The sequence below is a fragment of the Micromonospora sp. LOL_025 genome (genome assembly GCF_048060285.1).
Classification (GTDB): domain Bacteria; phylum Actinomycetota; class Actinomycetes; order Mycobacteriales; family Micromonosporaceae; genus Micromonospora.
On the sequence record NZ_JBHMIR010000060.1, the window covers coordinates 1 to 14,439 of the forward strand.

The window sequence follows — 14,439 nt, forward strand, 5'->3', positions numbered from 1 at the left end:
CGGTGCCCGACGGTGACCAGGTACGGACGTACCGCCGCAGCCTCGGCGCCGAATGAACTGCTGCCGGAGAGCCGGGTCTTGACCCGGTTCTTCAGCTTGGTGACCTCTTCGGCCGATCCCGAAGAGGTCACCAAGGCGGCTGGACTTGCGCGAGCTTTCAAGGTTTTGCCGATTGTCGGCGGTGAGGCAATGGTCCGTGTCGCCCCTCGGACACGAACCATTACCCCACGGTGCGCGCTGAGATCCACTGTGGCGCGCACCGTTTGTGTTTCCGGCTGGTAGGTGAGCCGGAGTCCGAGTTGCCGGTAGACCTCGGACTTGTCGGCAGGGTCGGGGTCGCGGAGCACGGTGGCGATGTCGCCGAGCGCCGTCACCAGGCTGGTGATCTCTGCTGGCTCATGCGGCGTGGGCTGTTGCCCGCCTTCGCGTGGAGGTCGGCTTCGGCGCGGGCGCGTTCGGTCTGGTTTGGGTGTTCCATTCGGTGACCACCGCCGGGTCGGTACCGGCGTCGAGGGCTGCTCGGTAGCGCTCCGGCTTGGCGTCGCATTCGGTGATGATTGCCGGGGCTGCCTTGGCATAACTGGGCGGATGATCCAGGGGTTGGGCGTCGGCCATCGCGGTGATCGTCTGTTCGGTGCGGTGGGGTGTGAAGGCGGAGGCCAGCCGGGTGTCGAGCGGGTCGGTGAGGGCGTCCTCGCGCAGGTACACGTTGTGGGGATGGTCGGCCTGGTTGGCGAGGGCGTACTCCTGGGGGAGGCGGCAGCGGTAGTAGGCGTTGCCGTGGTTGTACTGGCCCTGCATGCGTCGGTCGCAGGCTGCGCAGTAGATGAGGCCGCGGAAGCCGTACGGGTTGCGGGTGCGCTGCTTGACGTGTTGACCTCCGGTGCCCCGTCCGCGCTTTTGTAGGTTTGCTTGGGCCTGTTCGAAGGTCGCGTCGTCGATGGGTGGTTCGTGGGTGATCTCCTTGGAGACCACCCACTTGTCGCGGGCGTTCCAGTGCATGATGCCGGTGTGGCCCATCGCTACGTCGTCGACGTCGAGCAGTACCTCGTCGGTGCGTTGTTTGTTCCGTACCCGTCGCCCGGTGTAGCGGGGGTTGGTGAGGATGACGCGGACGGCGCTCGTGGACCAAGCGATGCCGCTGCGGTGGGTGCCGCCCCGGAAACGGCGTTGTCGCGGGTCGACCGGGTCGTGACCTGGTGCTTTCTTTGTTGACCAGGACGACGGCGTTGTCGGCGCAGTCGACGTGGCAGCGTTCGGCGTTGAGGCTGGATGACCGGTCACTGACTCGGTGCAGGTCTTGGGGGTTGGTGAGCCACCACATGTCAGCTCGCTGTTCGGGGGGTGTGGTGGGGCGAGGGTGCGCAGTCCGAAGCCGTACGCCTTGGCGGAGCCGATCCCGCCGAGGAGTGCCTGTCGGGCGGTCTCCGGTTCGTCGATGCGGAGCATGCCGTCGAAGGTCGCGCCTTCCAGGGTCACTGGGGGTGTGTCCGACGACCGGCGGGCCAGGTTGACGAACATCGTGGCGACGGACGCGCGCAGCCGCCGGTCTTGTGGAATCGAAGTCGCCGCCGGTCGGTCACCTGTACCGCTGGCATCTCGATGCCGGCGATCGTGTCGGTCTACCTGCACTACGACCCCTACACCCGGGCCCAGCGGCGTGAGCCGGGACCGTTACCGCGCCAGCGGATGGACTTCCTACTGCTGATGCGCGGCCGTTGGCGGCTCGGCATCGAGTGCGACGGCAAGCTCCACCTGTCGTTGTGCTCCACCTGTACGTGTCTTGTACGCGTTGTACCGTACGGTCGCGAATGTGTCCGGAATGGATCCATGACCATGCCCCTGCGCTTCACGGTGCTCGGTCCGGTCGGCGTCACCGCGAACGGCCGACCGGTCTGCGTCGACCGGCCACGCCGCCGGGCGGTGCTGGCGTACCTGCTCCTGCACGGCAACCAGGTGGTGTCGGTCGACCAGCTGATCCCAGCGATCTGGGGCGGTACCCCGCCGTCGACTGCCCGAGCCCAGATCCAGGCCGAGATCTCCGCACTGCGTCATACCCTCCGGCGGGCAGGTTGCCCGACCGGGTCGATCCACACCCGGCCCGGCGGGTACCTGTTCGAGCTGGCAGCCGACCAGCTCGACCTGACCACCTACACGGGCATGGTCGAGCTGTCCCGGGAGGACCGTACCCGGGGCCGGCTGGAAGCGGCCCGCAAGCTCATGCGCGAGGCGCTGGCGCTGTGGCGGGGAACGGTGCTCTCCGGCGCGGTCGCCGATTTCGTCGAGCCGAACCGTGAGCGACTGGAGGAGCGGAGGCTCGCTGACGTGGAGTGGCTCGTCGACCTCGAACTGCTTCTCGGACAGCACCACGAGGTGACCGCCGAGCTGACCCGGTATGTCGCCGAGTACCCGCTGCGGGAGCGGCTGCGGGCGCAGCTCATGGTGGCGCTGTACCGCGCCGGGCGGCAGCCGGAGGCACTGGAGCTGGCCCGGGAGGGGCGGCGGATCGTCGCCGAGACGCACGGGCTCGATCCCGGCGTGCGGCTGCGCGAGCTGGAACTGGCGATCCTCCGGCAGGACCCCTCGCTGAACCTGACCGGATCGGCCACCGTCCGTCCCGAAGGTGGTGGGGACGTGGCCGACGTGCCGGACGTGACCATGCCGGGGGCGCGGGACGGCCGCCTCTGCCCGGCGCAGCTGCCCGCGGCACCACCGGTGTTCGCAGGGCGTGACGGCGAGCTGGCGAGCCTGGTGACCTGTCTGGGCAGCCGGCCGGGCCGCCCTCCACAGGCCGCCGCCCCGCGCCTCGTACTGTTGAGCGGGATGCCCGGGGTGGGCAAGTCGGCTCTGGCGCTGCGGGCCGCGCACGCGGTGACCGGTGAGTACCCGGACGGCCAACTCTATGTGGACCTCGGTGGGGGGCGTACCCGTCGTGCCGGCCCGGTGCTCGCCGGGTTCCTGCGGGCGCTGGGTGTCACCACCGCGGCGATGCCGAGCGCGCCGGCCGAGCGCGCCGCGCTGTTCCGCAGCATCGTCGCGGAGCGGCGGATACTGCTTCTCCTCGACGACGTCAGCTCGGTCGAGCAGGTACAGCCGCTGATACCCGCGGCGGCGGGATGCGCCGTCGTGGTCACCAGCCGGCAGCAGCTCGATCTTGCCGGGGCGTGCCGGCACGTCGTCGCGCCACTGACCGAAGAGCAGGGCGTCGCCGTGCTCACCGGCTATCTCGGTACCGGGCGGGTGGCCGCCGAGCCCACCGCCGTCGGACAGCTGCTGCGGGCCTGTGGCGGCCTGCCGTTGGCGTTACGGATCGCCTCGTCCCGCTTGCAGACCGGTCGGTGGATCGCCGACCTGGTGACTCTGCTGCGTGACCCTCGGCACCGGCTCGACGAGCTGAGCGCTGACCAGGCCACGATGCGCGGCAGCCTGGAGTCGTCGTACCGGCTGTTGAGCCCGCCGGCGCAGTTGACGCTGCGCCGGATCGCCATGCTGCCCACACCGTCCGTTCCGGACTGGGCGCCGGCGGTCTGCGCCCGGCTCACCCCGCGCGCGGCGGCACGGGCCCTGGACGAGCTCGTCCAATTCCATCTGCTCACCGTGCAACCACGCGACGAGCCCGGCCCGAACCGGTACGTCCTCCATGACCTGGTCAGGTGGTATGCGCTGACCAGCACGGCGGACGAGCCGCCGGAGAGTGCCCCCGCTCGGGCAAGCGCTGACCCGGGGGCCTGCGGCTGGGGCGTCCTGGCCTGGGAGGCGGCCCGGAGGTCGGGCGCGCCGGCCGTCCGGCCGGTGACCGCCCTGCCGGCGGGACACCTGTTCCCGCCGGAGGAGCTGGGCTCCTCGCCGACCCGCTGAACTGGATCGACGAGGAGGAGGCCAACCTCACGGCGATTCCCGGCACCGCCAGCGATCGGGGCTGGACCAGGATCGTGGCGGCGCTCGCCGTCGCGCTGGTTCTGTCCCCGGCAGGATCCTCACGGCACCGGCAAACTCAGCAACAGGTCCCGGTACGCCCGCACACTGTTGGCAGTGGCCCGGGTGAGCAACTCGGGCTGAGGTCGGCGTCCGAGGCGGAGCCCCGCGACGACAGCGGCCAGCCAGGACCGGATCTCGGCGCTGGTCATCCGTACGTGGTAGCCCGCGCCGTGCGGAGGTGCGTCGAGGCAGATCCCGCCGTCACCGACCGCCTCCGGCAGCCCGCCGACGCGGGTGGCGACCACCGGTACGCCGTGCACCACCGCCTCCCGGGCGACCATGCCAAAGCTCTCCTGCCAGAGGCTGGGTACCAGCAGCAGGTCCGTCTCGGCGTACAGGGAGCAGATGTCGGTCCGGTACGGGACGATCTCCAAGCCGAGTCGGTCATCCGCGACGATGTCCCGCTCCGCCAGTTCGGCCGCGGTCCACCGACCCTCCACGATCGTGAACCGGAACGGCAGTTTCGCCCCGACGGTGGCCCGGAGCAGGCTCATCACCACCCCGAGGCCCTTCGCGGGTTCCGGGTTGATGAAGGTGAGCCGGTACGGTCCGGACCGAGTCCGAGCAGCCGGCGGAGGGCTGGGCGGGCAGGCGCACGGCCGCAGGCACGGTTCGATCGCATGGGCGGCGCGGCCGGTCTGCGCGGCGAGGAGTTGCCGGGCGAACCGGGACGGGACCACCACCTCGTCGGCCAGTCGGAGCATCTCCGGCACGGGCACCACGTCGGCGGCCGGGTGCTCCAGCACGACCGGCACGCCGGCCGCGTGCAGCCGTCGCGCCAGCGCGGTCTCCTCGCCGCGATGGCCCCAGAGCAGGGCCACGTGCGGACGGTCCCGGGCGAGTAGCTGGTCCAGCCGCCGCCCGAGGGCCCGCAGAGCCGCCCCGTGGTCGGCACCGGAATGCCCCGGACCCAGCGGCCCATCCAGGATCGTCACCCGCTCGCCACCCGCTCGCAGCTTCGCGGCGAGCTGGCGCAGGTGTACCGCCTCACCGGACTGCCCGGCGGTGACGTGGTGGACGCTGGCGACGAGGAGGTGGGTCATCGTCTGCCCCGTACTCCGCCCGACCGGTACGCGGGGAGGCGGAACCCGTCACGGATCCGGTCGACGGCGGCCACCCGGCGGTGCAGCAGGTCCAGACCCGTCGGATCATCCTTGCGGTAGACGAAGGGAAACAGCCAGACGAGCGCCCGGGCGTCGAGCGGCCGTACCGTCCAGGGCGCGTCCGCGAGGACGGCGTCGGCCCGCACCGCCTGGGCGAAGGCGGTGACGGCCGACGGTGCGAACGGCAATGCGACGGTGTGCCACTCCAGCCCTTCGCCGAGCTCCGCGACCGCCTCTGGCCGCTCGGCGGCGCCGCCGAGGATGCGCAGATCGTCAGCGTGCGCCGAGGCGTTGAACGCAAGCCGCTGCCGGTACTCGCGGGCCAGCCGTTGGACCTCGGCGGCCTTGGCCCGCAGCAGTGGCGCGGATCCGGCGGTGACGAGCAGATCGAGAACCAGCCCGTCGTGGGTGGTGACGGCGCCCCGGGCCTGTCGACGTGCCTGCGGGGCGAGGATGGAGCTGGTCACCAGCTCCGCGTCGAGCAGCTCGCGCCAGCAGTGCACCAGTTCCCCGGTCAGCTCCGGTCCGGTGAGCACCGCCAGCCGCAGCGCGTGTTCCGGTGCCACCGGCAGGACGTGGGTCAACTCGACCACGACCGGCCCGTACCCGGCGGCCTGGAACAGGGACCCCTGGCGGTGCGGACCCGGTGGATAGGGCAGGGCCCGCCGGACCCGTTCGTCCTCCGCGCCGGTCCAGCCCAGCCGGGTGAGCGAGCCGTCGCGTTCCATCACGAGGAAGTCGCGGCAGTGGCGCTCCCGTTCGCCGAGCCCGGAGAGCAGGCCCCGGTCCAGCGCGTTGCCCAGCACCGAGGTGTGCGGTCCGGAGCCCGGCGCCGGGAGGTGGAACCGGGCTCCGGCATCCCGTAGCGCAGCGTTCAGCTGGGCGAAGGTCACCCCCGGCTGCACCGTGGCCAGACCCAGTTCGAGATCGAGTTCCATCCGATCCAGCCGGGCCAGGCGGACGACGACACCGGGCGTACGGACCCGGGAGTCGTCGTACCCCCAGTTGCGTCCCAACGCGTCGACCCGCCACGGGACCTCGCTGTCGTGCAGGCCATGGAGGGTTTCGGTGAGCTGGGCCAGTGACGCCGGCTCCACCACCCAGTCCGGTGGCAGGCCGCCGACCACGGTGGACGCCGTTGACCGGCGAACGGTGATCCCCATGTTGGTCAGCCGGTCGAGCAAATCGGTCTGGCTCACACCTGCTCCAGGACGGCGCGTATCCGACTGTCGGCAACGCCGTAGTCATCCCGCAGAATCCGATTCACCAGCGTGTACGTGGCCAGCACGGTCTCCGCCCGTCCACCGCGCTTGAGATTCCACAGATGGCCGAAGCGTGGCGGACCGGGCAGCCAGGTCCTGGATCGCATCGACCAGACCGCTTCGAAGAGGTTGACCACCGGCTCTGCGGCCAGGGTGGTGAGATGAGTGGCGATTACCTGTTCGGCGACGGTCATGTGCAGATGGACATCACGCCCCGCAGTGGTCGGGTTGTCGGCGAGGAAGGCCAGCCCGGTGTGGCTGATCCGGGCGGCCAGCGCCGGCGTCGCCGCCCGGAACAGTGCGGTGTTGCCGACCAGCGGGAGCGAGTCGGGCAGCTCCACGGCGGCCGGGTTGCGCAGCTCGTGCAACCGGGAGTAGAAGTCGATGTCGCCTCGTTCCAGATGGGCGAAGACGGACCCGGTCCCGGGCGGTCGGAGCGGGCTGAGCAGGTAGGCATCGGTGTCGACGAGCATCGACCCGGGGTAGCGGTCCAGCGCGAGCAGCTTGGGCAGCGCGAAGCAGGCGGGCCGGTCGTACCGGTCGTCGAGCCCGTCGTCGTCGAGGATCTCGGTGCGGTCGTACAGGCCGAGCCAGCCGAACCGGTCGAGCCGCTCCATCGTCGGCCGGTCGGCGAACAGGTCGATCGGACCGGCGTACCGACGCCAGGACAGGATGCTCAACAACCAGGTCGCACAGGACAGCTGCCGGTAGGGCCGGGGCTGCCCGCTCGGTACGCGCCAGTAGGCGTGGACCCCGCGTACCTCGTCACTCATCGGTGGCCAACACGCGGGAGACACCGTCGCCGTGACGCGCGATGGTCAGGTGCCGGCTGCCCAGGTGCCGGCCGACCGGCCGGTGGCTGACCACGACCAACGTCTCCACCCGCTGCTGTATCTCGGCCAGCACCCGAAGTTCCAGCTCCCGGTCGAGGGAGTTGGTCGCCTCGTCGAGAATCAGCAGCGACGGTCGGCGTAGCAGCGCGCGGGCCAGCGCGAAGCGCTGCACCTCACCGGCACTGAAGGTGGAGCCGTTGATCCGCAGGGTGGTCCGCAGGCCGAGCCGTAAGGGACGAAGCACCTCGTCCAGCCCCACCAGGGTGAGTACCTCGGCGATCTCGTGGTCGTCGGTGTCCGGTACACCGCTGCACAGGCTGTCCCGGATGGTGGTGTGCAGGAAATCTGACCGGGGTGGCACGTAGCAGACCAGCGGGCGGAGGTGGTCCGGATCCCAGTCGGACACCGGGATCCCGTAGACCGTGGCCCGCCCGGCCGGCGTCGGGTCCAGTCCGCTGATGATCCGGGCCATAGTGGACTTGCCGGCCCCGCTCGCCCCACCGACGGTCACCGTCTCGCCCCGTTCGATGCGCAGGTCGAGCCGCAGATCAAAGCGGTCCCTGGGGCGGTGCACCCGGACGCCGTCCAGCACCACCGCCGACGCGTCCGGCGCCGGCCCGGTACGTGAGCCGGCCGGCATCACCGGCACCGCCATCAGGGTCGCCACGTACCGGACCTGACGCTCCAGAGTGGCGACGGTCGTCAGGTTCTGCGCGATGGTGGTGACCGAGAACAGCACCGTGCCCCCGAGGGTGAGGAAGCCGAACAGCTCGCCGGTGCTGACCAGATCCGCCGAGATCAGCACCGAGCCCGCGATGAGGATCACGTACAGCCCGGTGAAGCGCAGGGCACCACTCGGCCCGGATACCAGGGCGAGCCGGTACTGCAGCGTGCGTACCGACTCGTGCAGCAGGTCGAGCCGCCGGGCGTGCTCCGCCCGCAGGTGGCCGACGGCACCGAGCCCTCGGAAGGTGGTCAACCCGCGGGTAGCGGTGATCAGGACGTCCTGGACCTCGCCCTCCAGACGCAACTGCTCGTCGTAGCGGCGGTTGATCGGCCGCCGGGCGAGGATCGTCAGTCCGATGTGCAGGGCGGAAAGGGCCACCACCACGCCGGTGAGCGGCAGCGACATCGACGCCAGGAAGCCCAGCAGGAGCACCACGGCGATGGCGTCGTTGGACATCGCCAGCGCCAGGTTCGTACCGGCCTCCCGTACCTCACGGGCGCTGGTCACCCGGTGCAGGACCGAGCCCGAGGTCAGCTCGGTTGTCGCCGACGCGCGGGTCACCCGGTCGACCAGGTGGGTGAGCATGGCCCGGTCGAACGCCAGGCCGAGCGCGGTGACCTTGCGGTGCTCGTACCAGAACATCAGGCTGAGCACGCCGAAGAACGCCGTGAGCGCGCCGATCAGGGTGCCCGCCGCCACTGTCTGACCGGCGGAGACCTGGTTCAGGTAGGGCAGCAGGACCAGGTTGAGCAGGGTCAGGCCGGTGTAGAGCAGCAGACTCATCGCGAGCACCGGCGCGACCTGGCGTAGGCTGACCCGGCCGGAGCGCACCAGCGGCCACAGCCAACCGACCCGGGCTGGTCGGCGGGCCCGCCGCGCGGTGCCGTGGGATGCCGTGGTGGCTCCGGACGGCTGTGCGTCCGGCAGCAGGACCCAACCGCTGGTCCGGGCGAGGTAGCCGCGCTCGTCGAGCGAGGCCCGGCCGAACAGCGGGTCGAAGATCCGTACCTGCCGGCGCTGCCGACGTTCGACGGTGACGTAGTGGTTGGCCCGCAGGTGCACGATCGCGCCGACGGTCAACGCGTCGAAGGGACAGTCCCGTCGGGCGCGGTAACGTACGCCACAGACTTCGGCTGAGGTGTCCCGCAGGTCGCGTAGGGAGAGGGCGCCCCGGGCCGCCAGCGCGTCCCGTAACGCCGGCTCGGGAAAGTCGTGACCCAGCGAACGCAGGCTGCTGATCAGAGCCTGAACCCCGCAGTCGTTGTCTTGGATCTGCAGGCTGACCGTCATGCGGTGACTCCGATCGCTCGCCGTTGCACCACTGCCGACGTGCCGTCGCCGAGGCTCACCCCGACCGCCCACCAGGGCGGCGTACTGGCCCTGGTCTCGGCCAGCGCGAGCGCCACCCCGAGCGGTCCGGTGAGTACGGAGTGGACGACCGGCATGGCGAGGACGGTGGCCACCGCCGCGTCGTCGGTCCGGTCGAGGTGTCCGGCGAGCCGGGCCGTCAGCCGGTCGGCCCGGTCCGGGCCGACCAGATCTTGCCAGCTCGGTGCGAGCCGGATGCCGAGACCCACCCCGGCGAGGCCGTGGCAGAAGCCGATGTCTGCGTTCTCGTCGGCGAGTAGTCCATCCAGCCGGTGTAGCGAGGCCCGGGTGATCGGGGCGCCGACGATCCGTGCCAGCACGGCCGGATCGGCGTCCGGCCCGAGGGCCGTCAGCATCCCTGGCTGACCGGAACAGAGGGTGACCCCGCCGACACCCAGCAGGCCCGTGTCGAGGGTCGCCGGGTCCAGCGTCGCGTACTCCCCGACGACGGTGTCGACCGCCGTGGTCAGCGCCGGGTCCAGGCCGTACCGCGCGCCGAGCATCCGTAGCAGCAGGATGCCCCCGCTGCGACCGTGGTACACGTCGTTCCTCGGCCGGTGCACGATGGTGGTGGCGGTCCGCGCGACATCGGGGGCGAATTGGTGGCGGGTGGACCCGTCGGCCACGTCCCACAGGGCCATCGCGACGCCGCCGGCCCCGTTGATCGGGTCCACGTCCCCGTCCGCCGTGAGACGCCGGTACTGCTCGACGAGCCTTACCGTCGCCTCACGTCTGGTCCGCGCCAGTATCTCGGCCCGGTCGGGGCTCTCCGGCAGGCACTCTCCCACCAGCCGGTGCAACAGCCAGGCGGCGCGGTGGTCGGCTGTCGTCTCACCGCGCAGCGCGAGCCGGACCAGCGAAACCGCCAGCGGTCGGTGGCCGAGCCGGGACGCGAGCAGGGCGCAGGCCGCAAGCGTCCCGGCCGGGGCGCGACCGCGTTGCTTGAGCTGGCCCATCAACCGGGCGAGAAACCGGTGGGCGGCGTCCACGTCAGACACTGGTGACCTCGCCCCGGGCCGCCCGGCCTTTCAGTAGCCGTGCCGCAGCGAGCACGATCTCCGGTTCACGGGCAACCGCCTGCCCGAGCGGAAGACCGCGGTTGACGGTCATGTGGATCATGCTGTTGAGGGTCAGCCGGTAGGCGTCCGCGTCCAGGGCGGTGAGGTGGTCCAGGGTGCGCTCTGGCTCGGCGAGTGCCGCGTCGAGGGCCTGTTCGAGGGCGGGGCGGGCCGAGCGGAAGGTCGACATCCATTCCCGCTGGGCCCGGGAACTGGGCAGCCGTGGGTCGAGTCCGCGCAGGTCGCACAGCAGGGCGAGGGCGCCGTCGTCGCCGGCCAGTTGCCGGCTCCAGGCGGCGATCCGGGACACCGCCAGCGCGTACCGGCCCGCCTGGTCCGGACCGACGGCGAGCCGCTGGGTCCACCAGGCCGAGTCGGCACAGAAGTGCCGCAGGGTCTCCGTCCGGCGCGCGGTACCGCCGTACCGGTAGTCCTCCGGCACCCAGGGGCGGACCTCGATCTCGCCGGGCTGCTGCGGCAGCGTGGTGGCCAGGTGTGCGCGCAGGTCGGCCAGGAGCGCCCCGGCGTCGACCGTCGACCGTACCCGGACGCGCAGGTGGGGCCGTTCGTCGCGGTACCGGATGTAGAAGCAGTCGGCGCGGCGCATCAGCGCCACCATGTCGGCGCGGGCCAGCCAGGTCTCGGTCACGCGTTCCGGGGCATAGACGTACCAGCTCGTCCACTCCGGATCGGCTGCGGGCGGCGTGTCGACCATCCTGGTCCGCGACAGCGGCGGGCGTGGCGGCGACCCGGGCCGCCCCCAGGGCACCCAGACGTCGTGCACGTGTCCGCCGAGGTCGGTCCGCACCGGAGTGGCCAGCGGCAGTGACTCGTGCAGGACCATCGGCCCGGTGCGGCGTAGCCGCCGGGTGAACCACTGGCGCTGGCCGGTGTCGGTGAGGTCGAGTCGCATGGTGAGGTCCGCCTCCTCGGTCACCTCGACCTGCGGCCCGAGCCCCACCTCGGAGAGTACGTCGCAGAGCGCGACCGGATCGACCGCCAGATCGAGTAGGTCGGCCCGGTGCTGGGCGTCCAGTACCAGGCTTCGCCGGGCGAGCAGGCAACGGTCGGCGGTGATGCGTGGGGTCAGCTCACCCGGGTGCCGTCGCTGGCTCGGATCGGCCGTCGGCATCGTGTCGCTGGCCTCGTCCCGAAGCAGCCCGAGGAGCTGGACCACCCAGGGGTTGCGCGGGTGGGTCAGCACCAGTGGGCTGTCCCACTGCACCTCCACGGGCCGCCCGTCAGCCCGGTGCACCAACTGGAGTCGCCCGTCGACGACGATGACCGCCAGATCGGCGACGCCGACGTCGCCCCGGCGGTGCGGCAGGTTGAGGTTGAGTCGTGGCGTGTCGCCGACCCGTCGCCGGGCCAACGGCGCCCGTCCGTCTGACGGTACCCAGCCGAGTTCGAGGGTGAGCCGGGTCGGATCCGCCGTACGCGGGTCATGATCCGGCAGGCGCAGATGTTCGGCGAGCCGGGCTCCCGGCCCGCCCCACCAGCCCGGAACGATCAGCTTGAGCCAGGCGTCCGCACCGGAGCACGGCTCGGCCAGCAACGCGCCGCAGGCCATGCCGAACCGGGGTGCGTTCGGGCTGGCCCAGACAGAGCCCCGGCTGGCCGGCTCCTCGGGCAGCCCGGCCCGCCACTGGTCCAGCGTCAGCGTGCTGGTCCACCACTGCACCGCGCCGTTGTCGCGACGGTGGCGGGGTACGAACAGCCGCCGGACGCCGTCCGGGGGACGGGTGGCGTCGGCGGGCTGTGGCGGTCGACGCCAGCTGCCCAGCGGATGGTCCACCGGCGCGGCCAGCAGCCAGGCCAGCGGCACCGCTCCACCGGTGAAGGCACCCGCCACGTACTCCCGCACCCGGTCCAGCCGCTCGGGGCGCCACGGTATCCGCATGACCTCGGCAACGCCGTCGATCAGTGCGGTCACTTGCGAGCGGGACAGGGCGGCGCGGACCTCGCTGAACGCGTCCACGAACTGGTCAGCGAGGAAGGGTCGCTCCTCGGTGAGCGCCGCCTTGACCGGATCGGCGGGGGCGACCGGTGCGCCGGTCTCGACCAGCATCGTCGGCGCCTGCTCGGCCAGCAGGAGATCCTGGCGGACACAGAGGTCGAACTGCGCTGTACCGCCCGCACCGAGGTCGGCCGCCCACTCCTCGGCGGACCGTGGTGCCGTGGTGCGCAACTCGGCGAGCCGTTCGGCGAGGCGGTGGACGGCCGGCCGGTCCGCCAACGAGGTCGTTCCGCCCTTGTCCGGACGCACATAGGACCAGCGGCCGGCGTTGACGGCAAGTGTGGGATTGACGAACCAGTTGCCGGTCGGCCGGGGCAGGTCGACGCGGCGTAGCCGGACCTCGGTCTCCAGGTCGAGGTGGGTGGTCGGCTCGTTGTCGACCAGGTCGGCGAGGAGGTTGAAGCTGAAGATGCCGAACGGGGTGGGCCGGAAGCGGGCCCGGTTGCCGTAGACCGCCAGCCGGGTCGGCTGGTCCTGCCAGCCCTGGTCGTCCTGCTCCGCGCGCTGGAAGGTGTCGGCATAGTCGACGGCCAGCTCCAGGATCTGCCGGGACCGCTGCGCGGTGCCGGCCGGGGAATCGCCGTGCGGCACGGCCGGCAGCACCGGTACCCGGAGCAGGCACCAGCCCGGTGTGGACAGGAATGGCTTGGAAGGCGTCATGCAACAACTCCGGTCAGCGGTCCGGCCGCATCGCCGCGTGCGGCCTCATGGTTTCGGCGTCCAGGCGCGCTTCGGCGAGCTGCCGCCGTACGCCGGGGTCGGTCGAGTCGCACGCCTGCGTGAGGGCGAGGACCGCCTCGACACCGACGTGGTAGGAGGCGGAGAGGACGGCGCGGTACTCGGCGCGGAGGGCCGGCGCGAACGGCCTCAGACGCCCCGACCGGGCCAGGGCGTCGAAGCCCTGCAGCAGTCCGGTCAGACCACGTCGGGCGAGTACGGTACGGGCGGCGGCGTCGGCGTACGCGGTGTGCCAGGGTGAGCCCGGTGACACCCCGGGGCCCAACCGCTCCAGCAGCCCCTCGGCGAGACCGATGGGCACTCCGGGCATGTTCGCCAGGAACAGCTCGGTGTCGGCGTAGATACCCATCGGCCGGTTGCCCGGGATGTCCATCATGGTGACCACGTCCTGTGGTTCCACGCGCAGCTCCCGCGCGCGCAGGGTGTGACTCGCGGTGGCGAGCAGACCCGGACCCTGCCATGGGTGCGCGACCTGGAGACGTGTGCGGTCGATCAGGACGCTGGTCCGGCGGCCCTCGACCGGCGCGCATCCCATGGCCATGTACGCGGCCCGCTCCGCGCCGGAGCCGAAGCGCCAGCAGCCGTCGACCACCAGCGAACCGTCCGGGCCCTGGTCCAGCCGTCCGACCTGGGCGACAACGCCGTACACCTCGTTGGTCCCGGCGTACACCCGGGAGAGCACCTCGTCGGAGGCATAGGTCGACAGGTAGTGCGCGGTGCCGTTGGCGATCATGCAGAGCCACGCCTGGCTGGCGCTCTCGTGGGCGGTGTGGCGAACGAGGTCCAGACCTGCCAGCAGGCTCTGGACCTCGTCCCGCCCGTCGCGCAGCCAGAGCAACGTGACGGCGAACTGTCTCACCGATCGTTATCCGGTAACGGGCAGATCAGTACGGGCCGCCGCAACCGACGTAGGTGAGGCTGGTGCCGCTTCCGCTGCCACTGTTGCTGCTGCAGAGGCCGGAGTACCCGCTGCCGCCCGCAATGTTCTCCAGCTCCTCGACCTCGATGCCGGCGAGGTCGAGGTCGTCGAGGTCGAGGAAGTTCTCGGCCAGGTCCACGACACCCACGTTGCTGTCCTTGGTCATGTCCACCTCTCAGGTCGGATTGCCCGGCGTCGTGCGGTGGGATCCCGGCTGTCCCGGGCACCACACAGCGCTATCGGGGGACAAGTATGTCCCTTGGTGATCTGCGTTTGATCTTCGTCCGCAATGCGTCGACTATGTGTCCGGACTGCGGTGGAGCCAGGACCGGCAGTCGGGCCGGCGCTGAGCGATCACGCCGGTCACATGACCGAGCTGGCGAAGGACCGGCGCGCAATGGCGTCCCTCGCCCTTGCCGGGCTGGTCGCGCTGGTG

10 protein-coding genes and 1 pseudogene are annotated in these 14,439 nt (G+C 71.3%); 1 reads left to right on the forward strand and 10 read right to left on the reverse strand.

What is annotated here, in order from left to right; genetic code table 11:
* Window positions 1-374, reverse strand: a pseudogene (locus tag ACFHW0_RS31155) (hypothetical protein); the annotation flags it as partial.
* Window positions 375-396: 22 nt separating this feature from the next.
* Window positions 397-1,521, reverse strand: coding sequence for a type I-E CRISPR-associated protein Cas6/Cse3/CasE (locus tag ACFHW0_RS31160; RefSeq protein ID WP_416613202.1), 1,125 nt, complete (start codon window positions 1,519-1,521; stop codon window positions 397-399).
* A 309-nt stretch (window positions 1,522-1,830) separates the two neighbouring features.
* Here ACFHW0_RS31160 and ACFHW0_RS31165 point away from each other — a divergent pair, with 309 nt between their 5' ends.
* Window positions 1,831-3,858 carry an AfsR/SARP family transcriptional regulator gene (locus ACFHW0_RS31165; RefSeq protein WP_416613204.1) on the forward strand — a complete coding sequence of 676 codons (2,028 nt, stop codon included), beginning with the start codon at window positions 1,831-1,833 and terminating at the stop codon, window positions 3,856-3,858.
* A 119-nt stretch (window positions 3,859-3,977) separates the two neighbouring features.
* Here ACFHW0_RS31165 and ACFHW0_RS31170 read toward each other — a convergent pair whose 3' ends face one another.
* The 8 genes from ACFHW0_RS31170 to ACFHW0_RS31205 are packed head-to-tail and all read right to left on the reverse strand — an operon-like array spanning window position 3,978 to window position 14,169.
* Complete coding sequence (locus tag ACFHW0_RS31170) at window positions 3,978-5,021, reverse strand: glycosyltransferase (protein ID WP_416613205.1); 1,044 nt, start codon at window positions 5,019-5,021, stop codon at window positions 3,978-3,980.
* Window positions 5,018-6,280 carry an FAD-binding protein gene (locus ACFHW0_RS31175; protein WP_416613207.1) on the reverse strand — a complete coding sequence of 421 codons (1,263 nt, stop codon included), beginning with the start codon at window positions 6,278-6,280 and terminating at the stop codon, window positions 5,018-5,020. The genes ACFHW0_RS31170 and ACFHW0_RS31175 overlap by 4 nt, the downstream gene beginning before the upstream one ends.
* Window positions 6,277-7,116 (reverse strand): hypothetical protein, encoded by an 840-nt coding sequence (locus tag ACFHW0_RS31180; RefSeq protein WP_416613208.1) that lies wholly within the window; start codon window positions 7,114-7,116, stop codon window positions 6,277-6,279. Before ACFHW0_RS31180 ends, ACFHW0_RS31175 begins: the two co-directional genes overlap by 4 nt.
* Window positions 7,109-9,193, reverse strand: coding sequence for an ATP-binding cassette domain-containing protein (locus ACFHW0_RS31185; protein ID WP_416613209.1), 2,085 nt, complete (start codon window positions 9,191-9,193; stop codon window positions 7,109-7,111). Before ACFHW0_RS31185 ends, ACFHW0_RS31180 begins: the two co-directional genes overlap by 8 nt.
* Window positions 9,190-10,269, reverse strand: coding sequence for a hypothetical protein (locus ACFHW0_RS31190; RefSeq protein WP_416613210.1), 1,080 nt, complete (start codon window positions 10,267-10,269; stop codon window positions 9,190-9,192). Before ACFHW0_RS31190 ends, ACFHW0_RS31185 begins: the two co-directional genes overlap by 4 nt.
* Window positions 10,262-13,006 carry a thiopeptide-type bacteriocin biosynthesis protein gene (locus ACFHW0_RS31195; protein ID WP_416613212.1) on the reverse strand — a complete coding sequence of 915 codons (2,745 nt, stop codon included), beginning with the start codon at window positions 13,004-13,006 and terminating at the stop codon, window positions 10,262-10,264. The genes ACFHW0_RS31190 and ACFHW0_RS31195 overlap by 8 nt, the downstream gene beginning before the upstream one ends.
* A gap of 13 nt (window positions 13,007-13,019) precedes the next feature.
* Window positions 13,020-13,943 (reverse strand): hypothetical protein, encoded by a 924-nt coding sequence (locus ACFHW0_RS31200; RefSeq protein WP_416613213.1) that lies wholly within the window; start codon window positions 13,941-13,943, stop codon window positions 13,020-13,022.
* Between the two features lie 25 nt (window positions 13,944-13,968).
* Window positions 13,969-14,169, reverse strand: coding sequence for a hypothetical protein (locus tag ACFHW0_RS31205; protein ID WP_416613215.1), 201 nt, complete (start codon window positions 14,167-14,169; stop codon window positions 13,969-13,971).
* Between the last annotated feature and the right edge of the window lie 270 nt (window positions 14,170-14,439).

Bases quoted from the DNA above. Each gene is read 5' to 3' on its own strand.
- ACFHW0_RS31160 (WP_416613202.1), bottom strand. From the start codon at position 1,521: ATGTTCGTCAACCTGGCCCGCCGGTCGTCGGACACACCCCCAGTGACC.
- ACFHW0_RS31165 (WP_416613204.1), top strand. From the start codon at position 1,831: ATGACCATGCCCCTGCGCTTCACGGTGCTCGGTCCGGTCGGCGTCACC.
- ACFHW0_RS31170 (WP_416613205.1), bottom strand. From the start codon at position 5,021: ATGACCCACCTCCTCGTCGCCAGCGTCCACCACGTCACCGCCGGGCAG.
- ACFHW0_RS31180 (WP_416613208.1), bottom strand. From the start codon at position 7,116: ATGAGTGACGAGGTACGCGGGGTCCACGCCTACTGGCGCGTACCGAGC.
- ACFHW0_RS31185 (WP_416613209.1), bottom strand. From the start codon at position 9,193: ATGACGGTCAGCCTGCAGATCCAAGACAACGACTGCGGGGTTCAGGCT.
- ACFHW0_RS31195 (WP_416613212.1), bottom strand. From the start codon at position 13,006: ATGACGCCTTCCAAGCCATTCCTGTCCACACCGGGCTGGTGCCTGCTC.
- ACFHW0_RS31205 (WP_416613215.1), bottom strand. From the start codon at position 14,169: ATGACCAAGGACAGCAACGTGGGTGTCGTGGACCTGGCCGAGAACTTC.